The organism is Pseudomonas oryzihabitans NBRC 102199 (assembly GCF_000730625.1).
Taxonomy (GTDB): domain Bacteria; phylum Pseudomonadota; class Gammaproteobacteria; order Pseudomonadales; family Pseudomonadaceae; genus Chryseomonas; species Chryseomonas oryzihabitans.
This window is the reverse complement of record NZ_BBIT01000005.1, coordinates 627,451-651,242: the sequence shown is the minus strand read 5'-3', so window position 1 is coordinate 651,242 and position 23,792 is coordinate 627,451. Positions and strand designations below refer to the sequence as shown.

The 23,792-nt window shown below is 66.9% G+C and carries 23 protein-coding genes; 9 read left to right on the top strand and 14 right to left on the bottom strand.

Annotation, left to right across the window (positions count from 1 at the left end):
* Positions 1 to 104: 104 nt before the first annotated feature.
* Complete coding sequence (locus POR01S_RS09275; protein ID WP_042135298.1) at positions 105 to 800, bottom strand: FadR/GntR family transcriptional regulator; 696 nt, start codon at positions 798 to 800, stop codon at positions 105 to 107.
* Positions 801 to 1,067: 267 nt separating this feature from the next.
* Between POR01S_RS09275 and POR01S_RS09270 the strand changes: the two genes are divergently transcribed.
* The 5 genes from POR01S_RS09270 (at position 1,068) to ppx (ending at position 5,506) form a co-directional block, all read left to right on the top strand.
* Entirely contained in the window at positions 1,068 to 1,850 is a 783-nt protein-coding gene (locus POR01S_RS09270; protein ID WP_027600330.1) for a transporter substrate-binding domain-containing protein, read from the top strand.
* A 13-nt stretch (positions 1,851 to 1,863) separates the two neighbouring features.
* Entirely contained in the window at positions 1,864 to 2,529 is a 666-nt protein-coding gene (locus POR01S_RS09265) for an amino acid ABC transporter permease (protein ID WP_042135296.1), read from the top strand.
* Entirely contained in the window at positions 2,526 to 3,176 is a 651-nt protein-coding gene (locus POR01S_RS09260) for an amino acid ABC transporter permease (protein WP_169853347.1), read from the top strand. The genes POR01S_RS09265 and POR01S_RS09260 overlap by 4 nt, the downstream gene beginning before the upstream one ends.
* Complete coding sequence (locus POR01S_RS09255) at positions 3,163 to 3,894, top strand: amino acid ABC transporter ATP-binding protein (RefSeq protein WP_027598184.1); 732 nt, start codon at positions 3,163 to 3,165, stop codon at positions 3,892 to 3,894. The genes POR01S_RS09260 and POR01S_RS09255 overlap by 14 nt, the downstream gene beginning before the upstream one ends.
* Positions 3,895 to 4,006: 112 nt before the next feature.
* Positions 4,007 to 5,506 carry an exopolyphosphatase gene (gene ppx, locus POR01S_RS09250; protein WP_042135464.1) on the top strand — a complete coding sequence of 500 codons (1,500 nt, stop codon included), beginning with the start codon at positions 4,007 to 4,009 and terminating at the stop codon, positions 5,504 to 5,506.
* Positions 5,507 to 6,409: 903 nt separating this feature from the next.
* On the opposite strand, the gene ppk1 is transcribed toward ppx, so the two are convergent.
* Both ppk1 and hemB read right to left on the bottom strand, forming a co-directional pair.
* Positions 6,410 to 8,632, bottom strand: coding sequence for a polyphosphate kinase 1 (gene ppk1, locus POR01S_RS09245; protein ID WP_007161352.1), 2,223 nt, complete (start codon positions 8,630 to 8,632; stop codon positions 6,410 to 6,412).
* A 9-nt stretch (positions 8,633 to 8,641) separates the two neighbouring features.
* A complete protein-coding gene (hemB, locus tag POR01S_RS09240) occupies positions 8,642 to 9,664 on the bottom strand; it encodes a porphobilinogen synthase (protein ID WP_007161353.1) in 1,023 nt (340 codons plus the stop codon).
* Between the two features lie 263 nt (positions 9,665 to 9,927).
* Here hemB and POR01S_RS09235 point away from each other — a divergent pair, with 263 nt between their 5' ends.
* Positions 9,928 to 10,482: a DedA family protein gene (locus tag POR01S_RS09235; protein WP_027598182.1), complete on the top strand. Its 555-nt coding sequence runs from the start codon at positions 9,928 to 9,930 to the stop codon at positions 10,480 to 10,482.
* Between the two features lie 118 nt (positions 10,483 to 10,600).
* Entirely contained in the window at positions 10,601 to 12,721 is a 2,121-nt protein-coding gene (locus tag POR01S_RS09230; protein ID WP_081875192.1) for a putative bifunctional diguanylate cyclase/phosphodiesterase, read from the top strand.
* 9 nt (positions 12,722 to 12,730) lie between these two features.
* Here POR01S_RS09230 and POR01S_RS09225 read toward each other — a convergent pair whose 3' ends face one another.
* The gene (locus tag POR01S_RS09225; RefSeq protein WP_017639406.1) at positions 12,731 to 13,192 is read right to left on the bottom strand and encodes a YaiI/YqxD family protein; all 462 of its coding nucleotides are present in this window, start codon (positions 13,190 to 13,192) and stop codon (positions 12,731 to 12,733) included.
* A gap of 100 nt (positions 13,193 to 13,292) precedes the next feature.
* Here POR01S_RS09225 and POR01S_RS09220 point away from each other — a divergent pair, with 100 nt between their 5' ends.
* Entirely contained in the window at positions 13,293 to 14,057 is a 765-nt protein-coding gene (locus POR01S_RS09220) for an SDR family NAD(P)-dependent oxidoreductase (RefSeq protein WP_042135289.1), read from the top strand.
* Positions 14,058 to 14,065: 8 nt separating this feature from the next.
* Here POR01S_RS09220 and POR01S_RS09215 read toward each other — a convergent pair whose 3' ends face one another.
* The 3 genes from POR01S_RS09215 to POR01S_RS09205 are packed head-to-tail and all read right to left on the bottom strand — an operon-like array spanning position 14,066 to position 17,197.
* Positions 14,066 to 14,701, bottom strand: coding sequence for a LysE family transporter (locus POR01S_RS09215; RefSeq protein ID WP_027600338.1), 636 nt, complete (start codon positions 14,699 to 14,701; stop codon positions 14,066 to 14,068).
* A gap of 4 nt (positions 14,702 to 14,705) precedes the next feature.
* Positions 14,706 to 15,284 carry a mechanosensitive ion channel family protein gene (locus POR01S_RS09210; protein ID WP_027598178.1) on the bottom strand — a complete coding sequence of 193 codons (579 nt, stop codon included), beginning with the start codon at positions 15,282 to 15,284 and terminating at the stop codon, positions 14,706 to 14,708.
* Positions 15,284 to 17,197 carry an ATP-binding cassette domain-containing protein gene (locus POR01S_RS09205; RefSeq protein ID WP_007161361.1) on the bottom strand — a complete coding sequence of 638 codons (1,914 nt, stop codon included), beginning with the start codon at positions 17,195 to 17,197 and terminating at the stop codon, positions 15,284 to 15,286. The genes POR01S_RS09210 and POR01S_RS09205 overlap by 1 nt, the downstream gene beginning before the upstream one ends.
* A gap of 47 nt (positions 17,198 to 17,244) precedes the next feature.
* On the opposite strand from POR01S_RS09205, the gene POR01S_RS09200 reads away from it, so the two are divergent.
* Positions 17,245 to 17,709 (top strand): TIGR02444 family protein, encoded by a 465-nt coding sequence (locus POR01S_RS09200; protein ID WP_027598176.1) that lies wholly within the window; start codon positions 17,245 to 17,247, stop codon positions 17,707 to 17,709.
* On the opposite strand, the gene POR01S_RS09195 is transcribed toward POR01S_RS09200, so the two are convergent.
* From POR01S_RS09195 to POR01S_RS09165, 7 genes are all read right to left on the bottom strand, one after another.
* Positions 17,706 to 18,182, bottom strand: coding sequence for an Rsd/AlgQ family anti-sigma factor (locus POR01S_RS09195; protein ID WP_007161363.1), 477 nt, complete (start codon positions 18,180 to 18,182; stop codon positions 17,706 to 17,708). The two genes, POR01S_RS09200 and POR01S_RS09195, sit on opposite strands and share 4 nt — an antisense overlap.
* Positions 18,183 to 18,291: 109 nt before the next feature.
* The gene (locus POR01S_RS09190; RefSeq protein ID WP_027598175.1) at positions 18,292 to 18,777 is read right to left on the bottom strand and encodes a disulfide bond formation protein B; all 486 of its coding nucleotides are present in this window, start codon (positions 18,775 to 18,777) and stop codon (positions 18,292 to 18,294) included.
* Positions 18,778 to 18,865: 88 nt separating this feature from the next.
* Positions 18,866 to 20,074 carry a heme biosynthesis HemY N-terminal domain-containing protein gene (locus POR01S_RS09185; RefSeq protein ID WP_027598174.1) on the bottom strand — a complete coding sequence of 403 codons (1,209 nt, stop codon included), beginning with the start codon at positions 20,072 to 20,074 and terminating at the stop codon, positions 18,866 to 18,868.
* Entirely contained in the window at positions 20,071 to 21,237 is a 1,167-nt protein-coding gene (locus POR01S_RS09180; RefSeq protein WP_042135286.1) for a uroporphyrinogen-III C-methyltransferase, read from the bottom strand. Before POR01S_RS09180 ends, POR01S_RS09185 begins: the two co-directional genes overlap by 4 nt.
* Positions 21,238 to 21,254: 17 nt before the next feature.
* Positions 21,255 to 22,013 (bottom strand): uroporphyrinogen-III synthase, encoded by a 759-nt coding sequence (locus tag POR01S_RS09175; protein ID WP_042135284.1) that lies wholly within the window; start codon positions 22,011 to 22,013, stop codon positions 21,255 to 21,257.
* Entirely contained in the window at positions 22,010 to 22,948 is a 939-nt protein-coding gene (hemC, locus tag POR01S_RS09170) for a hydroxymethylbilane synthase (RefSeq protein ID WP_037007646.1), read from the bottom strand. Before hemC ends, POR01S_RS09175 begins: the two co-directional genes overlap by 4 nt.
* A 93-nt stretch (positions 22,949 to 23,041) precedes the next feature.
* Positions 23,042 to 23,788, bottom strand: a complete 747-nt coding sequence (locus POR01S_RS09165; RefSeq protein ID WP_007161369.1) for a LytR/AlgR family response regulator transcription factor — start codon at positions 23,786 to 23,788, stop codon at positions 23,042 to 23,044.
* Positions 23,789 to 23,792: the final 4 nt, after the last annotated feature.

Here is a 23,792-nt window from a genome sequence, read left to right as displayed (position 1 = left end):
CTCTCTCCGAATTCGGGTGCGACTTGAAGTACGCCCATGATAGCCCTGCTGCCGTCACTTCGAAAGCATTCGAACATTGATGGTGGCTATGACCGGCATTGATGTTAGACCGCAGGTACCGGGAAAGGGGTTCCACTGCGCAGCGCCGCATTGCGGATATGTTCGCGCATGGCCTTTTGCGCGGCCGCGGGCGAGCGGCGGCTCAGCGCCCTGAGGATCCGCCGGTGTTCCTGCCAGGTTTCCAGGGCCCGCTCGGGGCGCACGAAGGGTAGCTTCTGGCTTTCGTGGAAACGCTCGGGGCTGCTGGTGATCACCGCCAGCATGGCCGGATTGTCCGCGGCCAGCAGCAGTTGGCGATGGAAATCGAAGTCCAGCACGGCCGCCTCTTCCAGCTCGTTGGCCCGCAGCGCCCGGTGCAGGGCGGCCAGATTGACCTCCAGGCGATCCAGGTCGGCGGCGCCCAGGGTGACGGCGGCGAGGCCAGCCGCGAAGCCCTCCAGGGCGAATCTCAGCTGGAACACATGGGCGGCGGCGACCTCGCCGGCGAAGGGCCAGTGTCCGTCCGGCGCGCCCGTCGCTTCCTGCACATAGACCCCGCGCCCGGGCTGGACGCTGACCAGGCCCAGGGCACTGAGGGTGGACAGCGCCTCGCGCAGGGAGGCGCGACTCACCCCCAGCCGCTCGGCCAGCTCGCGCTGCGCGGGCAGGGCCGCGCCGGGGGCATAGCCTTCGGTCTCGATCAGCCGGCGAATGGCGTCGACGGCATATTGGGGTACGGCACGGGTGGCAGCGAGGGGCATGGCGTGGTCAGGCCAGTCAGTCCGGAAGCTTGCCTTTTATGCCCAATTTACAGCGACTTCAAGTGCAGCCCCAAGGCAGAGCACGCCGCCATAGCCGCGCACCAAAGCGGCTCACGGCAAGCGAAAGTTCAGGGCACTGAGCGGGACAACTGTTCAGACCAGTAAGACCAATCCTCAGGACAGACGGCCCTTGCGCCCGTCTGGCAGGCGACTGGCACATGAAATGCACTGGGCAGAGCCATCCCTTCCTGCTTTCGGAGTCTCGTCATGCTCAAGCGCTGGACCGCCCTCTCCCTGCTCGCCCTGGGCCTGACCGCCCTGCACACCTCCGCCCAAGCCGATCAGCTGGCCGACATCCAGCAGCGCGGCGTGCTCAAGGTCGCCGTGCCGCAGGACTTCCCGCCCTTCGGCTCGATCGGCCCGGATCTCAAGCCGCGCGGCCTGGACATCGACACCGCGCAACTGATGGCGGACAAGCTGAACGTGAAACTGGAAGTCACCCCGGTCAACAGCACCAACCGCATTCCCTTCCTGACCACCGGCAAGGTCGACCTGGTCATCTCCAGCCTGGGCAAGAATCCCGACCGCGAAAAGGTCATCGACTTCAGCAAGCCCTATGCGCCCTTCTACCTCGGCGTCTTCGGTCCCAAGGATGCCGCCATCAGCACGCCCGAGCAGCTGGCCGGCAAGGTGATCTCGGTCACCCGCGGCTCCATCGAAGACCTGGCGCTCACCGACGTGGCGCCGAAGGACAGCGTGATCAAGCGCTTCGAAGACAACAACTCCACCATCGCCGCCTACCTGGCCGGGCAGTCCGAGCTGATCGCCAGCGGCAGCGTGGTGATGAAGGTGATCGGTGCGCGCAATCCGGCCAAGGAGCCAGTGCTCAAGGTCAAGCTCAAGGATTCGCCGGTGTACGTGGGCATCAACAAGAACGAGCCGGCGCTCAAGGCCAAGGTCGACGCCATTCTCGACGCGGCCCGCGCCGACGGCACCCTGAGCAAGAACTCCGAAAAATGGCTGGGCGATCCCCTGCCGGCCACTCTCTGAGGATCGACGCGCCATGGCGTATCAGTTCGACTTCCAGCCCGTGCTCGCGCAGAGCGACCTGCTGCTCCAGGGGGCGCTCTACACCCTTGAGCTGACGGTGATCGGTGGCTTCTTCGGCATCCTCATCGGCATCGTCGGCGCCACCTGCCGCGCCTGGCGCCTGAAACCCTTCGCCCAGGCCTTCGGGGTCTATGTCGAACTGATCCGCAACACGCCCTTCCTGATCCAGCTGTTCTTCATCTTCTTCGGCCTACCCTCCATCGGGGTGCGGATCGAAGCCGGCCAGGCGGCGGTGCTGGCCATGGTCATCAACCTCGGCGCCTACTCCACCGAGATCATCCGCGCCGGCATCCAGGCGATCCCGCGCGGCCAGCTGGAAGCGGCGGCGGCCCTGGCCATGACCCGCTTCGAAACCCTGCGCTACGTGATCCTGCGCCCGGCGCTGGCCAAGGTCTGGCCGGCGCTGTCGAGCCAGGTGGTGATCGTGATGCTGGGCTCGGCGGTCTGCTCGCAGATCTCCACCGAAGAGCTGACCTTTGCCGCCAACTTCATCCAGTCGCGCAATTTCCGCGCCTTCGAAACCTATCTGCTGACCACCCTCATCTATCTGCTCATGGCCATCGGCGTGCGCCAGGCGCTGCACTGGCTGGGCGTCTTTTTCATCGTCAGGAGGCGCTGATGGACTTCACTCTCGCCGACATCCTGCGCAGCCTGGCCAGCGGTCTCGGCCTGACGCTGCTGCTGTCGCTGGCGGCCTTCCTCTTCGGCGGCCTGGCCAGCGTGCTGGTGCTGCTGGCGCGCAACTCGACGCTCCGGCCGCTCAGCCTGCTGGCGCGCGGCTACATCGAGCTGTTCCAGGGCACCCCGCTGCTGATGCAGCTGTTCCTGACCTTCTTCGGCCTGTCGCTGCTGGGCCTGGAAGTCCCCGCCTGGCTGGCCGCCGGCCTGGCCCTGACGCTGTTCACCAGCGCCTATCTCGCCGAGATCTGGCGGGGCTGCGTCGACGCCATTCCCCACGGCCAGTGGGAAGCCTCGGAAAGCCTGGCGCTGACCCGCTTCGAGCAGTTGCGCCACGTGATCCTGCCCCAGGCCCTGCGCATCGCCGTGGCGCCCACCGTGGGCTTCTCGGTGCAGGTGGTCAAGGGCACCGCGGTGACCTCCATCATCGGCTTCACCGAACTGACCAAGATCGGCGGCATGCTCGCCAATGCGACCTTCCAGCCCTTCACCGTCTACGGCCTCGCGGCCCTGGGCTATTTCATCCTCTGTTATCCGCTGTCGCTGGCCGCCCGCTGGCTGGAAAGGAGACTGCATGCCGCTGCTTAGAGTGACCGCCCTGCACAAACACTATGGCAACCACCATGTGCTCAAGGGTATCGACCTGACCGTCGAGGAAGGCCAGGTGGTGGCCATCATCGGCAAGAGCGGCTCGGGCAAGAGCACCCTGCTGCGCACCCTGAATGGCCTGGAATCCATCAACGACGGCGTCATCGAGGTGGATGGCGAATACCTGGACGCCGCCCGGGTCAATCTGAGGTCGCTGCGGCAGAAGGTCGGCATGGTTTTCCAGCAATTCAACCTCTTCCCGCACCTGACCGTGGGCGAGAACGTGATGCTGGCGCCCCAGGTGGTCAAGAAGACCAGCAAGGACGAAGCCCGCGCCCTGGCGCGGCAGATGCTCGAACGGGTCGGCCTGGCGGAGAAATTCGACAGCTATCCAGATCGCCTCTCCGGCGGCCAGCAGCAGCGGGTGGCGATCGCCCGCGCCCTGGCCATGTCGCCCAAGGTGCTGCTCTGCGACGAGATCACCTCGGCGCTGGACCCGGAACTGGTCAACGAGGTGCTGATGGTGGTCAAGCAACTGGCCCGCGAGGGCATGACGCTGATCATGGTCACCCACGAGATGAGATTCGCCCGCGAGGTCGGCGACAAGCTGGTGTTCATGCACCAGGGCAAGGTGCACGAAAGCGGTCATCCCCAGGAGCTGTTCGCCCATCCGCAGACGCCGGAACTGGCCCAGTTCATCGGTCAGGTGGCCTCCTGAGGCGGAAAAACCCTATTTTTTCTGCCACTTTGCGCAACCGTAACCGCTGTGCGCTTGAAGCCGCCACCGGCTAGCTGGCACGATGGCGCGGTTTATCGCCGAGAGCCTCCAGATGCAGCCTTCGCCAGCCGAACCCCACGAACTGATTGCCGCGATCGACCTGGGCTCGAACAGCTTTCACATCGTCCGGGCGCGCCATTCCCACGGGGAAATCCGCATCCTTGAGCGGTTGGGCGAAAAGATCCAGCTGGCCGCCGGTCTGGACGAGTCGCGCCTGCTCAGCGAAGAGGCCATCCAGCGGGGCCTGGACTGCCTGCGCCGCTTCGCCCAGCTGATCGCCGGCATGCCGCGCGGCGCCGTGCGGGTGGTGGGCACCAACGCCCTGCGCGAGGCGCGCAACCGCGCCGAATTCATCCAGCGCGCCGAAGCCGTGCTCGGCCATGCGGTCGAGGTCATCTCCGGTCGCGAAGAGGCCCGTCTCATCTACCTGGGCGTGTCCCACTCCATGCCCGATGTGCCCGGACGCCGCCTGGTGACCGACATCGGCGGCGGCAGTACCGAATTCATCATCGGTCAGCGCTTCGAGACCCTGCAGCGCGAGAGTCTGCAGATGGGCTGCGTCAGCTTCACCAAGAGATTCTTCGCCGACGGCAAGATCACCGCCGCCCAGTACGCCCGCGCCTATACCGCCGCCCGCCTGGAACTGATGAACATCGACCAGGGGCTGCGGGAGATGGGCTGGCACCAGGCCCTCGGCGCCTCCGGCACCATCCGTGCGGTGGCCCTAGCGATCCAGGCCGCCGGCCGCGGCAATGGCGAGATCACCCCGGACGGCATCGAATGGCTCAAGCGCAAGCTGCTCAAGCAGGGTGACATCAACCTGCTCAACATCGACGGCGTGAAGCCGGATCGACGCGCCATCCTGCCAGGCGGCCTGGCCATCCTCGAAGCCCTGTTCAAGGCACTGGAACTGCAGGAGATGCATCTCTCCGAAGGCGCCCTGCGCGAAGGGGTGCTCTACGACATGATCGGCCGGCACAGCCACGAAGACGTCCGCGAGCGCACCCTCAACGCCCTGGCCGAGCGCTACCACGTCGACCAGCGCCATGCCGAGCGGGTGGAAAAGCGCGCCCTGAAGTCCCTGGCACAGGTCGCCGAGGCCTGGGCCCTGACCGACGAGAACCATGCCGAACTGCTGCGCTGGGCCGCGCGCCTGCACGGCGTGGGCCTGGACATCGCCCACTACCAGTACCACAAGCACGGTGCTTACCTGATCGAGCACTCGGACCTGCCCGGCTTCTCCCGCCGCGATCAGCAGGCCCTGGCACTATTGGTGCGTGGTCATCGCCGCAACATTCCGCTGGAGCGCCTGCAGGAGCTGGGCCCGGAAGGCGAGCCGCTGCTGCGCCTGACCTTGCTGCTGCGCTTCGCCATCCTTTTCCACCACATCCGCCACAAGAGTATTCCGGATGTGCAGCTCAGCGCTGGCGAGCGTAGCCTCGATGTGCAATTCCCCGATGGCTGGCTGGCGGAAAACCCCCTGACCCAGGCCGACTTCGAACTGGAAGCCCAGTGGTTGGAGCGGGTGGGATACAAGTTGAGCGTACGCTGAGGGGATTTTTCGTAGGTTGGGTTGAGCGCTAGCGAAGCCCAACTGTTGCGTGTGCAACTCTGCACCTTAGGTTTTGTGAGTGCCCTAGCTGCTCATCGAGCTTTGCTGATGTTTCTTGTTTCGCCCACCCGGCGACTCACTTTTTTCAAACGCGACTACGCGTCCCGGAAAAAAGTAAGCAAAAACGCTTGCCCCGGACATCCGGCCTTCCGCCTCGCTCCAGGTACGCTCACGCCAGCGCCGTTCCGGGGTCGGCCTACAAGACACCGGCGTTCGCCCTCCTGAACGGGGCGATTCGCCAGCCTGAAAGTGTTAGTTGAATAACCCGTAGCGTGGACAACGGCAAAGCCTTGTCCACAGGGATCGGTGTTACGCGTCAGTGGAAAACGCTGCGCGGTTTTCCACGCTACAAACCTGTGAACACCCAGGCATCAGGCTTGCGCCCCGTCCCCGTCAGTGAGGCCGAGTTCCGGTGTCGTGGCTGGGGTTGCGAGGCAGGACGCCGAGCAAGGCGCGAGGGGCAGGAAGCCCCTTCGTGCCGTGCCCCTGCCACGGCGCCGGAGCGAGGGAAACGTAGCGAAGCGGAGTAACAGCCGTAGGCTGGCCCGAAGGGTGAGCGAAGCGAATCACCCGGAGCGCAGCGGAGGGCCGAAACGTGGGGTGTGCTTTCTTTTGCTTACTTTCTTTGCGCCGGGCGGCGATCCGCAAGCAAAGAAAAGTGAGTCGCCGGCCAGGCGAAACAAGGGCCATCAGCAAAACACGATAATCAGCTAGGGCACCCATACGCACAACGTGCACAGTTGAAGCCCCGCAACGTTGGGCTTCGCTGGCGCTCAGCCCAACCTAGGATCCTTCCCTACGGAGGCCAGACCTACGCCGCGAAAGGCGCAGGCCCGCCGCCCCTCAGCGGGTATTCACCACCGGACTGGCCAACCGCTCCAAGAGCGTCGCCTGCACGCTGCGGGCATTCTGGTTGCCGGTGGGCGATTGGCGGATGTAGCTGCCGTCTTCCTGCAGCACCCAGGCCTGGGTGTTGTCGGTGAGGTAGCCTTCCAGCTCCTTCTTGACCCGGCTGATGAGCTTCTTGCCTTCCACCGGGAAGCAGGTCTCGACGCGCATGTCGAGGTTGCGCTCCATCCAGTCGGCGCTGGAGAGATAGAGCTTCTCGTCACCACCGTTGAGGAAGTAGTAAATGCGGCTGTGCTCCAGGAAGCGACCGATGATGGAGCGCACCTGGATGTTGTGGGACACGCCTGGTACGCCTGGCCGCAGGCAGCACATGCCGCGCACCACCAGGTCGATCTTCACCCCGGCCTGGCTGGCCTTGTAGAGGGCGCGGATGACCTTGGGATCGGTGAGGCCGTTGACCTTGGCCATGATCTGCGCCGGCCGCCCTTCGCTGGCCGCCACCGCTTCGCGGTTGATCATCTCCAGCAGGTTCTTCTTCAGGGTGAAGGGCGCGTGCAGCAGCTTCTTCATGCGCAGGGTCTTGCCCATGCCGATCAGCTGGTTGAACAGCTTGTGCACGTCCTCGGTCAGGGCCACGTCGGCGGTCAGCAGGCTGTAGTCGGTGTACAGCTTGGCGTTGCCGGCGTGGTAGTTGCCGGTGCCCAGGTGGGCATAGCGGCGCAGCTCGCCATTCTCGCGACGCAGGATCAGCATCATCTTGGCGTGGGTCTTGAAGCCCACCACGCCATAGATGACCACGGCGCCGGCCTGCTGCAGGCGGCTGGCCAGCTGCAGGTTGGATTCCTCGTCGAAGCGCGCGCGCAATTCGATGACCGCGGTCACCTCCTTGCCGCTGCGCGCCGCATCCACCAGGGCGTCGACGATCTCCGAGTTCGCGCCGCTGCGGTAGAGCGTCTGCTTAATCGCCAGGACGTTGGGGTCCTTGGCGGCCTGGCGCATCAGGTCGATCACCGGGGTAAAGGACTCGAAGGGGTGCAGCAGCAGCACATCGAGCTTGCCCAGCACGTTGAAGAGGTTGTCCTTCTTCTGCAGCAGCTTGGGAATGGTCGGGGTGAAGGGCGCGTTCTGCAGCTCCGGGTGGCTATCCAGCCCGGTGATGGAGAACAGCCGGGTCAGGTTGACCGGACCATTGACCTTGTACAGCTCGCTGTCGCCCAGACCGAATTGCTTGAGCAGGTAGTCGGTGAGGTGTTTCGGGCAGATGTCCACCACCTCGAGCCGCACCGCATCGCCGTAGCGCCGCGAGAACAGCTCGCCGCGCAGGGCGCGGGCCAGGTCTTCGACGTCCTCGGTGTCCACCGAGAGATCGGCGTTACGGGTCAGGCGGAACTGGAAGCAGCCCTTGACCTTCATGCCGGGGAAGAGGTCATCGGCATGGGCGTGGATCATCGAGGACAGGAAGACATAGTTGTCGCCGGGTCCGGCGACCTCCTCCGGCACCCGGATGATCCGCGGCAGCAGGCGCGGCGCCGGGATGATGGCCAGACCCGAGTCGCGGCCGAAGGCGTCCATGCCCTCCAGCTCGACGATGAAGTTGAGGCTCTTGTTCACCAGCAGCGGAAAGGGGTGGGTCGGATCCAGGCCGATGGGGGTGATGATGGGCGCGATCTCGTCGCGGAAGAACTTGCGCACCCAGGCCTTGATCTTGACGTCCCAGTAACGCCGGCGGATGAAGCGGATCTGCTGCTCGGCCAGGGCCGGCAGGAGCACGTCGTTGAGGATGGCGTACTGCCGCTCCACCTGGCCGTGGACGATGTCGCTAATGCGCGCCAGCGCCTGGTGCGGCAGCAGGCCGTCGGCGCCGGCCTGCTCGCGGGCGAAGGTGATCTGCTTCTTCAGACCCGCCACGCGGATCTCGAAGAATTCGTCCAGGTTGCTGGAAAAGATCAGCAGGTACTTGAGCCGCTCGAGCAGCGGATAGGATTCGTCGAGGGCCTGTTCCAGCACCCGGATGTTGAACTGCAGCTGCGACAGCTCGCGATGGATGTAGAGGCTGCTGTCGTCCACGTTGGCCGCCGGCACGCTGGGCGCGGCCGGCGCCTCGGCGGCGGGTGCCGGTACTTCGGCGTCCAGCGCCAATGTCTCTTCCGCGGTCTCCAGGGACTCGGCGGTGACGGGCTGTTGCAGATCGGTTTCGACGAAACCCTGGCTACTCATTGAAGCTCCTTAGGAACGCGAAGGCCCCTGGCGAAGTTGTTGGGCGGCGCGTTTGGCGAAATAGGTGAGGATGCCGTTGGCCCCGGCGCGCTTGAAGGCCAAGAGCGATTCGAGGATGACGGCGTCGGACAGCCAGCCGTTCTGGATCGCGGCCATGTGCATGGCGTACTCGCCGCTCACCTGGTACACGAAGGTCGGCACGCGGAATTCCTCGCGGACCCGGCGGACGATGTCCAGGTAGGGCATGCCCGGCTTGACCATCACCGAGTCGGCGCCCTCGGCCAGGTCGCCGGCGATCTCGTGCAGCGCCTCGTCGCTGTTGCCCGGATCCATCTGGTAGGTGGCCTTGTTGCCCTTGCCCAGATTGGCGGCCGAGCCGACGGCGTCGCGGAACGGCCCATAGTAGGCGCTGGCGTACTTGGCCGAGTAGGCCATGATCTGCACGTTGTGATAACCGGCGTCTTCCAGGGCCGCGCGGATGGCGCCGATGCGACCGTCCATCATGTCCGAGGGGGCGATCACCTGGGCCCCGGCAGCGGCATGGGACAGCGCCTGCTTGACCAGCACCTCGACCGAGACGTCGTTGAGCACGTAGCCGCGCTCGTCGAGGATGCCGTCCTGGCCGTGGGTGGTGAAGGGATCCAGGGCCACGTCGGTGATCACCCCCAGCTCGGGGAAATGCTCGCGCAGGGCGCGGGTGGCGCGCTGGGCGATCCCGTCCGGGTTGTAGGCCTCGGCGCCGTCCAGCGACTTGCGCTCGGTGGGGGTGACCGGGAACAGGGCGACCGCGGGAATTCCCAGCGCCACCAGCTCGGCGGCCTCTTCCAGCAGCAGGTCGATGGACAGCCGCTCGACGCCGGGCATCGAGGGGATCGCCTCGCGGCGGCCTTCGCCATCGAGCACGAATACCGGCAGGATCAGGTCATCCACCGTCAGCACATGCTCGCGCATCAGGCGACGGGAAAACTCGTCGCGGCGCTGACGGCGCATGCGAGTGGCAGGGTAGCTACGGTTGATGGGGGTAAAACTCACGATCGACTCCCAGACCCGGATCACGGGTCAGTGTGATGGGTTATAGGCCACAATCATGACCGATTGGTAACAGCAGATGACAATATGGAGTGCCTATAGGTCCTATCCAAGGCAGACGCCGGCTGGACCCGGCGTGACACAGGGTCGCAGCGAAATCCCTGCCTGACCGTCTGGCGCCCGGCGGACGGAAGTCCGTCACACTTTCTTTCCAGACGCCAACCGGGGTAGGCTGCGCCATCTTTATTCATCTCGTGTAGCGCCGAATGCTCCAACAATTCCTCCATGATTTCGGCTATTTCGCCCTTTTTCTCGGCACCTTTTTCGAGGGCGAAACCATTCTGGTATTGGCCGGCTTCCTGGCCTTCCGCGACTACATGAACATCCAGACCGTCATCCTGGTCGCCTTCTGCGGCAGCTACGCCGGCGATCAGCTCTGGTACTTCCTCGGCCGGCGCCACGGGCGCAAGCTGCTGGCGCGCAAACCCAAGTGGGAAGCCGCCGGCGAAAAGGCGCTGGCGCACATCCGGCGCCATCCGGACCTCTGGGTACTGAGCTTTCGCTTCGTCTACGGCCTGCGCACGGTGATGCCGGTGGCGATCGGCCTGTCGGGCTATCCGCCGGCGCGCTATCTGATCCTCAACGGCATCGGTGCCATCGTCTGGGCCACGGTGCTGGGTTATGCCGCCTATCACTTCGGCGCCGTCCTCGAAGGGGTGCTGGGCAATCTCAAGCGGTATGAATTGATGGTGCTGGGCGGCCTCGTGGTGATCGGTCTGTTGCTCTGGCTGTGGCGTCGCAGCCGCACGCCCAAAGCCTGACGGCCGGGCAGCTCCTCACCCGCTACGTCCATCGAATGGATTAAAGGCCCGGCTGCTGCTGCCGATGCCCTGAGCAGCAACCCCTCCAAAAACCTCGTGTGCACGCTGGCGATTGAGCATGCTGAACTTCTCCACCCTGCTGCCTCCCGGCCATCAGATCCTGGCTGCCAACGAGTACGAAAGTCTGCTCGTGGTCCTGTCGTACCTGATCGCCAGCGCCGCCGGCTACACCGCCCTGGCCATGGCCGACTGGGTGACCAACAGTCGCTCCCGCCGCGGCAGCGAGCTGGCCAAGCTGATCGGTGCCGTCGCCCTGGGCGGGGGCATCTGGTCGATGCACTTCCTCGCCATGCTGTCGTTCAAGATCGGCATCCATGTGCACTATGCGCCCCTGCAGACCCTGGCCTCGCTGCTGATCGCCATCGCCGTGTCCTATACGGTCATGCACCTGATCGGGCGCGAGTCCCTGACCGCACCGCAATACGGGCTCGCCGCCCTCGCCGCCGGCCTGGGCATCGCGACCATGCACTACACCGGCATGCTGGCCATGCAGTCGGTGGCCGTGCAGCTCTATGATCCCCTGCTGGTGGTGGTTTCGGTGGTGGTCGCCAGCCTCGCCTCCCTGGGCGCGCTGCTGCTGGCCTTCCGCCTGCGCGGCAGGACCGGCCTCAGGACCTTCTGGCTGCGCCTGCTGGGCAGTCTGGTCCTGGGTTTCGCCATCGTCTCCATGCACTTCACCGGCATGGCCGCCCTCACCCTCGCCGTGCCTATCGGTTTCGAACCCGGCGGCCTGGCGGAAGCCAATCAGCACCTGGAACTGGGCATGGGCATCGCCCTCGGCACCCTGTTCATCATCATGGTCGGCCTGCTCGCCGCCTGGGCCGGCGAACGCTTCAATGCCCAGCGCCTGCGGCTGGAGCGGGTCTCGACCACCCTCGACCAGATCACCCTGCACGATCCCCTCACCCACCTGCTCAATGGCGGCAGCTTCATCCAGACCGTCGATCGGGCCATCGGCCAGGCGCGCACCGGTGAGCAGTTCGCCCTGCTGATGCTGGACATCGATCACTTCAAGCGCATCAACGACAGCCTCGGCCATGCCCTTGGCGATGAACTGCTGATCCAGATGGCGCAGCGGATCCGCGCGGTGCTCGATGACGACCTGCCGCTGGCCCGCTATGCCGGCGACGAGTTCAGCCTGCTGCTGCCGCTCGGCCAGCGCGGCGACAGCCAGCCCCTGGCCATGCGCCTGCTGGAGCAGTTGCGACCGCCCTTCGAGCTGGCCGGGCAGCGCATTGCCATGACCTTCAGCCTGGGCATCGCCCACTATCCCCAGGACGGCGCCAACGCCGGCCAGCTGCTGCGCAGCGCTGGCCTCGCGGTCGGCCATTGCAAGCGCAGCGGGCGCAATCGCAGCCAGAGATTCACCACCGAACTCCAGCGCGACGCCGACGACCTGCTGAGCCTGGAGATGGACCTGCGCCAGGCTCTAGCCCAGGGCGGCCTGCACGTGGCCTACCAACCCATCGTCGACCCCGCCGGTGCGCCGGTGGCCCTGGAAGCCCTGGTCCGCTGGCAGCATCCGGTCCTGGGTCCGCTGAGTCCCGAGCGCTTCGTCCGCGTCGCCGAGGAAACCGGGTTGATCGCCGACCTGGATGGCTGGGTCATGCGCCAGGCCTGCGCGGACCTCGCCCAGCTGCACCGCGAAGGTCACGCGGCTCTGCGCGTCTCGGTGAATTGCTCGGCGCTCAATCTGAGCGATCGCCTCCTGCCCCAGTCCATCGCCCGGGCGCTGCAGGCCGAAGATCTGCCGGCCTCGGCGCTGATTCTCGAGGTGACCGAGAACGCCTTGATGCACAGCCTCAACGTGGCGGTCGAGGTGCTCGGCGAGATCCGGACCCTGGGCGTGCGGGTATCCATCGACGATTTCGGCAGTGGCTACTCGTCGCTGGCCTACCTGAGCCGGCTGCCGGTGGATTCGCTCAAGGTCGATCGCGCCTTCGTCCGCACCATCCCCAAGCAGAGCAACGACATGGCCATCGCCGCGGCGATCATCGCCATGGCGCACAAGCTGGGCCTCAATGTGGTCGCCGAGGGGGTGGAAACCAGCGAGCAACGCCAGTTCCTGCAGGCCAACGGCTGCAACTTCATGCAGGGCTATCTGTTCGGCCGGCCCATGCCGTTGCCGCAGCTGCGTACCTGGCTGCAGCAACCCGCCCTCGCCGCCGTGCCCGCCTAGCAGGCCGCCCTAGCCGGCGGCGCTGCGCTGGAGGCGGGTGATCAGCCGGTCCAGGGCGTTGGCGAAGGCCTGGCGATCACGCTCGCCGTAGCCGGCCTGGCCCCCGCCCATCTGTCCCTGGTCGCGCAGATCGGTCATCAGATTGCGCATGGCCAGCCGCTGCCCCATGTTGCGCTCGTCGAATTCCTGACCACGCGGATCCAGCGCGGCCACGCCCTTCTTAACCAGCCGATCGGCCAGGGGAATGTCGCTGCAGATCACCAGGTCACCCGGCTGAGCCTGCTCGACCAGGTGGTCGTCGGCGGCGTCGGGGCCACTGGGGACCACCACCAAGCGGACACAGGCGAAGGGCGGCTTGATCTGCGGCTGCCCCGCCACCAGCACCACCTCCAGCTTGCGCTTGAGAGCGAACTTGCAGACCAGCTCCTTGGCGGCGCGTGGACAGGCATCGGCATCGATCCACAGGATCACGGGAATTTCTCCGGCAAAAGCCCAGGATACCGCGCTACGCCGGCGCACCCCAGCGCAGCGGCGCGGTCGGACAGGGATAGCGACCTGACTGGAGTCCCCCATGACTTTCTGGCAACGCCTGGCGCAGCCCGCCCAGGCCCTGGTGTATGGCGCCACCGGCGGCCTCGGCCTGGCCCTGTGCGAACAGCTGCTGGCACGCGATGACGTCGCGCGGGTCTGGGCCTGCGCGCGCCACGCCGACACGCATGACGGCCTGGCCGCGCTGGAGCGGCAGCATGGCCCACGCCTGCGCCGCCTCGACGTCGATCCGCTGACCACTACCGATCTGGCAGCCCGGCTGGCGGACGAGACGCCCCGCCTGGATCTGCTGCTGTGCGCCTCGGGGCTGCTGCAGGGCGAACGGGCGCGCGCCGAGAAGAGTCTGGCGCAGGTGGATCAGGCCGGGCTGCTGGAAAGCTATCTGGCCAATGCCGTGCTGCCGCTGCTGCTGATCCGCCAGCTGACGCCACTGCTCAAGGGCCAGCATCCCTGTCAGATCGCGGCGCTGTCAGCGCGGGTCGGCTCCATCGGCGACAACCAGCTGGGTGGCTGGTATGGCTATCGGATGGCCAAGGCGGCGCTGAATCAGGGGCTGCGCTGCGCCAGCATCGAGCTGACCCGGCTCAATCCCCAGAGCTGCGTGCTGGCCCTGCATCCCGGCACCACGGACACGGCGTTGTCCCGGCCCTTCCAGGCGCGGGTGCCGGCGGACAAGCTGTTCACGCCCGCCTACGCGGCAGAGCGCCTGCTGGCGGTGCTGGCCGCCCGTACGCCGGCCGAGACCGGCAGTTTCTGGGATTGGCAGGGGCAGTCGGTGGTCTGGTAGCCCCGGCTTCAGACCGCGGCGCGGCGCACCGTGGACAGCAACGCGGCCGCCGCGAGGAACAGGCTGGCGAATACCCGGTTGGTGATGCGCTGCTGGCGCGGGGTGCGCAGCAGGGTCAGCACCCGGGCAGCCAGCCCGGTGTAGCCCGCCATCACGATCAGGTCGACACTGACCATGGTCGCCCCGATGATCAGGTACTGCGCGGTCAGGGGCGCATGGGGATCGACGAATTGCGGCAGCACCGCGAGCATGAAGATCAGCGCCTTGGGATTGCTGACGTTGACCAGGAAACCGCGCATGACCAGGGCGCCGATCCGCGGTGGCAGACGCTCGCCGACCACCTGTTCACCCAGATCCATGGGCGCCGCGCGCCACTGGCGGAGCGCCAGGTAGGCGAGATAGGCCACACCGAACCACTTGATCAGGGTGAAGGCCAGCTGCGAGGTCGCCAGTAGGGCGCCGACGCCCACGGCAACGATGGCGATCTGCAGCGCCAGTCCCAGCTGCAGACCGATGGCCGTCCAGTAGCCGCGGCGGAAGCCCAGGGTCACGCCGGCGCTCATGGAGGCGATCGCCCCGGCTCCGGGCGAGAGACTGATCATCCAGCAGGCAATGAAGAAACCGGTCCAGACCTGCAGACTCATGGGTTCACCTGTCGAGATGGAAATCGAAGGAGCCGTCGGCATCGCGCCAGCGACGGACCGACTTCTGGAAGAACTGGGTGTTGGGAATCTGCACCAGGGCGCCTTCCTGGTTGTCGTCCAGTTCCTGCAGGGTCACGAAGAGCATGTTGATCGCCACCACCCGGCCCTTGATGCCGGGTTTGTCCGAGGCGTCCAGCACCTCGATGCGATCGCCCAGGCGGAAGGGGCCGACGGTAAAGATCAGCACCGCGCAGAACAGGTTGGAGAGCACGCTCCAGATGGCGAAGAAGGCCACCGCGGCCACGGCGACGAAACCGGAAATGGCCGTCCAGAGCACCGCTGCGGACACCCCGAAGCGCTCCAGGGCCATGAGGATGGCACTGCCCATGATCAGCCAGCGCAGGGTGCCGCGCAGGCCGAGTACGATCTGCGGCGGCAGCGGATAGCGTTCGCCCAGGCCGGTGACGGCGCGGGCCACGATGCGCTGCAGCACATAGCCGATCAGCAGTACCAGGGCGACCTGGCCGGCCACCAGCAGGTAGTCGCCCCACCCCGGCAGCCAGGTGTGCAGCCACTCGGTCATCAGGCCCCCTCGAGTTCGGCTTGCAGGCTTTCCAGCCGTTCCAGGGCCTCCAGCCACTGCTCTTCCAGCTCGGCTTCGCGGGTCTTGGCCGCGGCCTGGTCGGCCAGCGCCTGGCGCAGTTCTTCCTTGCGCGCGGCGTCATAGAGGCCGCTGTCACCCAGACGGGCTTCCAGGGCGGCGAGCCTTTCCTGCAGCTTGCCCAGCTCGGCTTCCAGCTTGTCGGCGGCCTTCTTCAGCGGTGCCAGCTGCTGGCGCAGGGCGGCAGCGGCCTGGCGCTGGGCCTTGCGATCGGTCTTGTCGACCGCGGCGCCCTCACCGGCGGCGAGGCCCGGCTCCTGGCGGGCGCGGAAGTCCACCAGCCAGCGGCTGTAGTCGTCCAGATCGCCGTCGAAGGCCTGCACCTTGCCATCGGCCACCAGCAGGAATTCGTCGGTGGTGCTCTTGAGCAGATGACGATCGTGGGAGACCACCAGCACCGCCCCGGCGAATTCCTGCAGGGCCAGGGTCAGGGCCAGGCGCATGTCCAGGTCCAGGTGGTTGGTGGGTTCGTCCAGCAGCAGCAGATTGGGCTTCTGCCAGGCGATCAGCGCCAGGGCCAGGCGCGCCTTCTCGCCACCAGAGAAATTCAGCACCGCCTCGTCGCAGCGCGGACCGCGGAAATCGAAGCCGCCGAGGAAGTCGCGCAGGCTCTGTTCGCGCTCGCCGGGGGCGATGCGTTGCAGGTGCAGCAGGGGACTGGCCTTGGCGTCCAGCGAATCGAGCTGGTGCTGGGCGAAGTAGCCAATGGCCAGGTTCTCGCCGCGCTGCAGCCGGCCGCCGAGGGGTTCGAGTTCGGCGGCCAGGGTCTTGATCAGGGTCGACTTGCCGGCGCCGTTGGGGCCGAGCAGGCCGATGCGGGCGCCTGGCGTCAGCTGCAGCTTGACCGGGTGCAGGATGGTGGTCTCGCCGTAGCCGAGTCGGCCTTCGGCCAGGTCGAGCAACGGACTGGACAGCTTGTCCGCCTCGCGGAAGACGAATTCGAAGGGCGAATCGACATGGGCCGGCGCCAGCTCTTCCAAGCGTTCCAGGGCCTTGATCCGGCTCTGTGCCTGACGGGCCTTGGTGGCCTGGGCCTTGAAGCGGGCGATGTACTTCTCCATGTGGGCGCGCTGGGCCTGCTGCTTGTCGTAGGCCTGCTGCTGCTGCGCCAGGCGCTCGGCGCGAGTACGCTCGAAGCTGGAGTAGCCGCCGCGATAGAGCACGAGTTTCTGCTGATCCAGGTGCACCACATGATCGACCACGGCATCGAGGAAGTCGCGGTCGTGGGAGATCAGGATCAGGGTGCCGGGATAGCCTTTGAGCCAGTCTTCCAGCCAGAGGATGGCGTCCAGATCCAGGTGGTTGGTGGGTTCGTCGAGCAGCAGCAGGTCCGAGGGGCACATCAGCGCCTGGGCCAGGTTGAGGCGCATCCGCCAGCCACCGGAGAAGTCGCCGACCTGGCGCTCCATCTGCGCGGCGGTAAAGCCCAGACCGGCGAGCAGCTTGCGGGCCCGGGCATCGGCGGTATAGCCGTCGGCGGCCTCGAAGTCGGCATGCAGCCGGCCAAGGGCGTTGCCGTCCTGGGCCGCTTCGGCTGCCGCCAGTTCGCGCTGGATGCGGCGCAGGTCGATGTCGCCGTCCAGCACATAGTCCACCGCCAGCCGCTCCAGGGTATCCACCTCCTGGCGCATGTGGGCGATGCGCCAGGCCGCCGGGATGTGGCAATCGCCGGCATCGGCCCCGAGCTGCCCGCGCAGCAGGGCGAAGAGACTGGATTTACCGGCGCCATTGGCACCGATCAGACCGGCTTTCTGGCCGGGATGCAGGGTCAGTTCAGCGCTTTCGAGCAGACGCTGGGGACCACGCTGTAGAGTAAGGTTCTGTAGTCGGATCATGGCGGCGGAGTGTAGCAGCTCCACCACCCACGAACGGGGAGGCGGACATGCAAGAGGACCTATGGGAATTCGCGTTGGCAGTATACGCCCGGCCCGGCGTGGAAGGCGCCTGTTTGCGTCTGCAAGAGGCCGGCGCCGACGTCTGTCTGGTGCTGACGGCGCTCTGGCTGGATCGCCGCAACTGCGCCCTGGATGCCGAGGGCCTGGCCCGGCTGCAGCGCGCCTCGCAGCACTGGCAGGATACGGTGGTACGCCCCCTGCGCCAGTTGCGCCAGGCCTGGAAGGCCGCGTCCAGCGCGGACGAGAGCCTGGCGGCCCTGCGGGAGCAGCTCAAGGGACTGGAATTGGCCGCGGAACGTGAACAGCTCGCGCGTCTGGCACGACTCGCGGGCCATTGGCCGTGTCGCGGGGCACAGGGCCCGGGGGATTGGCTGCACGCGCTGGCACCGCGCGAGGCAGCCGCAGCGGACCTCGACCTGCTGGCCGAGGCCGCGCGGGGGAACCGGGGCTAGACCGACGCCAGCCGCGGTTGCTGGTGCGAGGTGTGCAGCACCTCGATCAGGCAGTCTTCGAGTTCGAAGCGCTCGCGCAGGGTTTCGCCCAGCAGCTTGAGTTCGATGGTCAGCAGACCCGGGTCCCGATAGGCCCCGCGCTCGAATCTGTCGTTGAAGTTCAGAGCGGCGTCGGTCAGGGCCTGCAGGCGCGGATAGACGCTGTCGGCGAACTCGATGGCGCGCTCGTCCTGGAATTCCCGGGCTTCGGCCACCAGTTGCTCGTAGATCTCGAAATGCGCGGTGGACATGTAGTCGACCAGCATGTCGCAGAGCCGCTCCAGTTCGCTGACCTCGCGCACCGGTCCCAGCAGGGGCTCCATGTCCAGGGTTTCGTAAGCGGTCACCAGCTCGCGGCGGGCAATCAGCCAGCGGTCGATCAGCTGGTGGACCCCACCCCAGCGTTCCTGGGCATTGCGGCAGGTTTCTAGCATGACGGCAGCTCTCTATACGGGCGAGACGGTCCGGGCGCAGGCGCCCGGCTGTTATCAGGAACTATACCGACATCGCCTCGCCAGGCGAGTGCCGTTGCTCGGAGAAAGCTCAGCGACGGCGGAAGATCTTGACCAGGCTCAGGGCCATGAGCAGCACGAAGGCCAGCAGGCTCCATTCCGGGATGCTCAGACCGAACAGCGTCCAGTTGACCTCGGCGCAGTCGGCGGTGCCGTGCAGGACCAGGCGGATGATTTCCTGGAAGGGCAGCGCCTGCATCATGTAGTCGAGGCTCGGCAGGCAGGCCGCCAGCTCTTCCGCCGGGACCGTCTGCAGATAGACCTGGCGGCCCGCGGTGGCGGCGCCGGCGGCGGCCAGCAGCAGCAGGACCACGCCATAGATGCGTCGTCCGCGCTTGCCCGGCGCCTGGATGCCGGCGATCAGCGCCACCACCCCGACCAGGATGAAGAAGATCCGTTGCATGACGCACAGCGGGCAGGGCTCGAGGCCGACCACGTGTTCGAGATAGAGACCGACGCCCATGAGCACCGCACAGGTGGCGGCCATGAACAGAAAGATGAAGCGGGGACTAGTCACGGACGCGCCGTCTCCAACAGGGAATTGGGACGTTACGGTAGAGAAAGCCCGGGCACCTTTCAAGGACCCGGGCAGACGAGCCGCGCCGTCAGACCCGCGGCGTCGGCAGCGAAGTGGTGTCGGACTCGCGCCACTGGCTCTGCAGGAGCTGCTGGCTGCGGTCCACATCGCCCAGCTGGATGGCCACCCTGGCCAGTTCGCCGGCGGTGACCGCGGACGGCCGCTGCGCCAGACTGCGCTCCAGATATTCGCGCGCCTTGCCCCACAGCTGGTTGTTCATGCACAACCGGCCCAGGGCCAGCAGCAGCACCGCATCCTGGGGGCGATCCTTGAGCCAGCCTTCGGCGTGGTGCAGCGGACGACTGGCATCGCGCGGACGCAGCTGGCCATAGAGCTCGACCAGGCGCTCGTCCCACTGGCGATTCAGGGTGATGTGCAGCACCTCTTCGGCCAGGTCGTCGCGGCCGATGGCGCGCAGCTGACGGGCATAGGCCAGCACCACCGAGGCATCGCCCTTGAGCGCCGTGGGCACCTGCTGCCACTGGGCATCCACCGCCGATTCCGCGCCCTGGGCGGGCACCTCGTCGAGGGTCGCGATCCAGACCTTGCGCTCCAGGTCGTCCTGCTCCTGGGGGCGCAGCACCTGCTGCTTGCGCAGTTGCGGCAGCAGGGCGATCAGTGCCGGCCAGTCGCGCAGGGTCACCTGCAGGCGCTGCAGTTGCAGCAGCACCTCGCCATTCTTCGGATACTTGGCCTGCAACGGCGCCAGGCTGTCACGGGCTTCCAGATACTGGCCGCGGTCGATCTGCAACCGGGCCTGCTGCAGACCGATGGCCAGGTCGGCCTGGGGCTCGCGCTCGCGGGCCTGGCGCAGCAGGCGGTCGCGTTCTTCGAGGTCGCCCAGTTCGTTGGCGGCGCGGGCGGCGCCCAGCAGGACGAACAGCGGCTGGTCGGCGTGCTCGGCGGCGCCTTTCAGGTGCTTGAGGGCACCGCTCCAGTTGCCTTCGGCCAGTTCCAGCTGACCCTTGTGGCGCGCCTGCTCCAGGCGGCGCTGGCGATTGTGCCGCGACCAGGGGTTGAGCACCTTGCCGGTCAGGCCGAGGGCGCCCAGCACCAGCTTGAGAATGTAGAGAGCCAGCCAGACCGCCACCAGCAGGGCCAGGAAGGCCCAGAGACTCGATTCGTAGCGGAAGTTGCTGTAGGACAGCAGCACGTAGCCCGGCTCCTTGGCCAGCACCACGGCAACGCCCAGGCCGACGAGCAGGGCGAACAGGAACAGCAGGTACAGGCGCTTCATGGGCGATTCTCCTGAGCCGCGCCGGCGGCGGCATTGTTCGGCTGGATTTGCTGACGCTGGGCGATGTAGGCCTGCAGCGCGGTCAGGGCAGGCGTCAGGTCAGGGGCCTCGAAGGTGACCGGCCGCTCGGCCAGCTCCTGCAGGCGCAGCTTGACCGCACGGCTGTCGGGATTCTGGTTGTTGAAGTGGGCGGCGAGGACGTCTTCGGCCTGCTCGATGGAGAGCCGGTAGACCTCCTGGTTGCCGTTGAGCACGGCCCACTGCGCCTGTTCCAGGGCCAGGCTCATGGCCAGGCGGACCTGGGCCAGGGATTCCTCGGCCAGCAGCGGACGAATCGGCTGGTCGGCGGAAAAGTCGATGCGGAAGTAGCTGGAGATGCGCTGGCGGAAATCCTGCCACCACTGCTGCAGGGCATTGCTCGGCGGGACCGCGGCCTTTTCGACGCCGGGCTGGTCGGCCACGGTGGTGGAAAAGCGTGGCGGCAGGGGTTCCAGGCTCTGCACCTGATTGCGCAGCGATGCCAGCTGGACGAATTGCCCGGTGCGATCCAGGTCGGGCAGCTGGCGCAGGGTCTGCTGGGCATTGGCCAGTTGCTGGCGGGCGGCGAAGGCGGCCGGATCGTTCTGGGCCTTGAGGATGTCATCGACACCCTGCAGCAGATTCTGGGCGCTGGGCACGTCCTGCAGCGCGGTCATGCGCAGGGTGGCCATGCGCAGCAGGTGCTCGGCCTCGGTCAGGCGCCAAGCCTGGCGACTCTGGCCGACCACCTCCTTGAATTGTTCGGCGAGGTGCTGCTGGTCGCCCTGCAGCTCACCAAGCTGACGGCGGCGCTCTTCCAGCTCGTTGGCCGAGGGCAGGCGGCCCAGATCGGCACTCAACGCCTGGTTGCGCATTTCCAGCTGGCGCAGCTGGCTGCGCAGATCCTCGGCCTGGGCGGCCTGACTCTGCTCGGCCTGACGCACCTGCTGCAGTTGCCAGACGCTCCAGCCGCCGACACCCAGGCCACCGGCGGCCACCAGCAGGGCCAGCAGCGCCAGACCGGACGCCTTGCCCGAGCCCTTGCGGCGCACGCTTGCCGGTGGGGGTGCCGGCGGCGGCGAGGCGGGAGTCACGACAGGATCGGGAGAGACGTCGTCGGCGCGGGGGGCTTGAGTTTCGCTCACGGGAATTCCTTGTAGGGTCAATCCGGATGGTGATGGGCAAGCGCGGCGATCAGGGCGCCGGCGCTGGCGCCCTGGCACTCGATGATGAGCTCGCAGCCGCTGGCACGAGCCAGTTCGGCCACACGGGCGCTGGGTACCAGCAGGGGATAACGGCGCACCGCGGGCCAATCCGCACCCGCACAGGCCTGCAGATGCGCGAAACCCTGCCCACTGCTGACCATGATGGCATTCAGGCGTTCCGCTGCCAGGGTCTCTAGGACCTGCCCTGCGGGGTAGTCCGGGCACTGGCGGCGATAGAGTTCGAGCACCTCGACGCGGGCGCCGCGGGCGGTGAGGGTGTCGACCAGCAGGTCGCGGCCGCCCTCTCCGCGCAGCAGCAGCACCTCGGGCGCCGGGCGCTCTAGGGCTTCCTGCAAGGCCGGCAGGGCCAGCAGGCCTTCGCTGTCCTCACGCTGGGGATGGTGCACCTGCAGTCCATAGTCTTCGAGCACGGCGGCGGTGGCCGCGCCCACGGCGAACCAGGCCTGCAGCGGCGGTTGCGGCCAGTACTGATCGAGGGCGGCGAGGCCCATGCGGGCCGCCGGCTTGCTCACCACCAGCACGGCGGCATAGCGATCGAGATCGAGCCAGAGTGAGCGCTGTTCGGGGGTTTCCGCCAGGGGCTGCAATTCCAGCAGCGGCAGGCTGGCCGTGGCGATGCCCGCCGTGTCCAGGGCGGCGGCCAGGGGTGGATTCTCCTCCGCCGGCCGGGTCAGCAGCAGTCGCCAGGCGCTCATGATGCGCCGGAGACCCCATAGACGGCATCGAGAATGCCCTGGGCGCCCTGGGCCAGCAGGTCTTCGGCCACGGTCACGCCCAGCCCGGCCGGGTCGTTCAGCGGGCCGCGGGCCTCGGCACGCAGCAGCAGCCCGCCATCGGGCTGGCCGACCAGGCCGCGCAGCCAGAGCAGTTCGCCTTCCTGTACCGCATAGCAGGCGATGGGCACCTGGCAGCCGCCATTGAGACGCCGATTCAGGGCGCGCTCGGCGGCGACGCGGCGTTCGGTGTCGAAATGGTGCAGGGGTTCGAGCAGCGCATGGACCTCGGCATCGTCGGTCCGGCATTCGATGCCCACGGCGCCCTGGCCGCCCGCCGGCAGGCTGTCTTCGACGGTCAGGTATTCGCGGATGCGCTCGGCGAAGCCCAGGCGGATCAGCCCGGCCGCGGCCAGGATGATGGCGTCATAGTCATCGGCATCGAGCTTGGCCAGGCGGGTATTGACGTTGCCGCGCAGAAAGCGGATCTCGAGATCCGGGCGCAGGGCCAGCAACTGGGCCTGACGCCTCAGGCTGGAGGTGCCCACCACACTGCCCTGGGGCAATTCGGCAAGACCGGAATGGCGATTGGAAACGAAGGCATCGCGCGGGTCTTCCCGCTCGCAGATGGCATACAGCCCGAGACCTGCGGGGAATTCCATGGGCACGTCCTTCATGGAGTGCACGGCGATGTCGGCGCTGCCGTCGAGCAGGGCGTTTTCCAGTTCCTTGACGAACAGACCCTTGCCGCCGATCTTGGCCAGGGGCGCGTCGAGCAGCTTGTCGCCGCGACTGGTCATGGGCAGCAGACTCACCCGCAAGCCCGGGTGGGCCGCTTCGAGGCGGGCTTTCACATAGTCGGCTTGCCAGAGTGCCAGGGCACTCTGGCGCGTGGCGATACGGATTTCGCGGAGCATGGACATTACCGGCACGTCAGATTGCCGGCCATGATAGCAGGTCGACCGGCGCCCCTCCCCCGCTGCGCGCCGGTCGCCAACCCGCGAGCGACGTCAGATGCTGTGCATCAGGCGGCGCACACCGGCCACATGACGGCGGCTGACGGTCAGGGCGTCGCCGTTCATGCCCTTGAGGAACAACTGGAAGTGGCCCAGGGGCGTGCGCTGCAGGCGCTCGATGCGCTCGCGGGAGACCAGCGCATTGCGGTGGATGCGCACGAAGCGCTCACCGAATTCGTCTTCCAGCGCCTTGAGCGGTTCATCCAGCAGTACTTCGCCGCCAGAGTGTCTCAGGGTCACGTACTTGTGGTCGGCGATGAAATAGACCACGTCATCCAGGGGGATCAGCTCGATGCCCTTGCGGGTCCGGGCGCTGATATGGCTGCGCGGGCCAGGGCCACCGCTGGCCGGCGGCTTGGTCAGGGCGGCCAGCTGCATCCGGTTGGGTCGCTGGGCCTTGCTCAGGGCAGCGGCCAGGTCCTCCTGCCGCACCGGCTTGACCAGATAGCCCACGGCGCTGACCTGGAAGGCGTCGAGCGCGTATTCGTCGTGGGCGGTCACGAAGATCACCGCGGGCGGCGACTCGCGCTCGCAGAGACGCGCGGCCACCTGCAGACCGTCCAGACCCGGCATGCGGATGTCGAGCAGGACGATATCGGGCTTGAGGTTTTCAACCAAAGCGAGGGCTTCCTCACCGTTGGTGGCTGTTGGCTCCAGGGCGGTATAACCGTCCAGTTGCCCCACCAGACGGGCCAGACGCTCGCGCGCCAAGGGTTCGTCATCGACGATCAGGACATTCATAAGC

Coding starts and splice junctions, on each gene's coding strand:
- POR01S_RS09275 (WP_042135298.1), bottom strand. CDS start 800: ATGCCCCTCGCTGCCACCCGTGCCGTACCCCAATATGCCGTCGACGCC.
- POR01S_RS09270 (WP_027600330.1), top strand. CDS start 1,068: ATGCTCAAGCGCTGGACCGCCCTCTCCCTGCTCGCCCTGGGCCTGACC.
- POR01S_RS09265 (WP_042135296.1), top strand. CDS start 1,864: ATGGCGTATCAGTTCGACTTCCAGCCCGTGCTCGCGCAGAGCGACCTG.
- POR01S_RS09255 (WP_027598184.1), top strand. CDS start 3,163: ATGCCGCTGCTTAGAGTGACCGCCCTGCACAAACACTATGGCAACCAC.
- ppx (WP_042135464.1), top strand. CDS start 4,007: ATGCAGCCTTCGCCAGCCGAACCCCACGAACTGATTGCCGCGATCGAC.
- ppk1 (WP_007161352.1), bottom strand. CDS start 8,632: ATGAGTAGCCAGGGTTTCGTCGAAACCGATCTGCAACAGCCCGTCACC.
- POR01S_RS09235 (WP_027598182.1), top strand. CDS start 9,928: ATGCTCCAACAATTCCTCCATGATTTCGGCTATTTCGCCCTTTTTCTC.
- POR01S_RS09230 (WP_081875192.1), top strand. CDS start 10,601: ATGCTGAACTTCTCCACCCTGCTGCCTCCCGGCCATCAGATCCTGGCT.
- POR01S_RS09220 (WP_042135289.1), top strand. CDS start 13,293: ATGACTTTCTGGCAACGCCTGGCGCAGCCCGCCCAGGCCCTGGTGTAT.
- POR01S_RS09215 (WP_027600338.1), bottom strand. CDS start 14,701: ATGAGTCTGCAGGTCTGGACCGGTTTCTTCATTGCCTGCTGGATGATC.
- POR01S_RS09210 (WP_027598178.1), bottom strand. CDS start 15,284: ATGACCGAGTGGCTGCACACCTGGCTGCCGGGGTGGGGCGACTACCTG.
- POR01S_RS09205 (WP_007161361.1), bottom strand. CDS start 17,197: ATGATCCGACTACAGAACCTTACTCTACAGCGTGGTCCCCAGCGTCTG.
- POR01S_RS09200 (WP_027598176.1), top strand. CDS start 17,245: ATGCAAGAGGACCTATGGGAATTCGCGTTGGCAGTATACGCCCGGCCC.
- POR01S_RS09195 (WP_007161363.1), bottom strand. CDS start 18,182: ATGCTAGAAACCTGCCGCAATGCCCAGGAACGCTGGGGTGGGGTCCAC.
- POR01S_RS09185 (WP_027598174.1), bottom strand. CDS start 20,074: ATGAAGCGCCTGTACCTGCTGTTCCTGTTCGCCCTGCTCGTCGGCCTG.
- POR01S_RS09175 (WP_042135284.1), bottom strand. CDS start 22,013: ATGAGCGCCTGGCGACTGCTGCTGACCCGGCCGGCGGAGGAGAATCCA.
- hemC (WP_037007646.1), bottom strand. CDS start 22,948: ATGCTCCGCGAAATCCGTATCGCCACGCGCCAGAGTGCCCTGGCACTC.
- POR01S_RS09165 (WP_007161369.1), bottom strand. CDS start 23,788: ATGAATGTCCTGATCGTCGATGACGAACCCTTGGCGCGCGAGCGTCTG.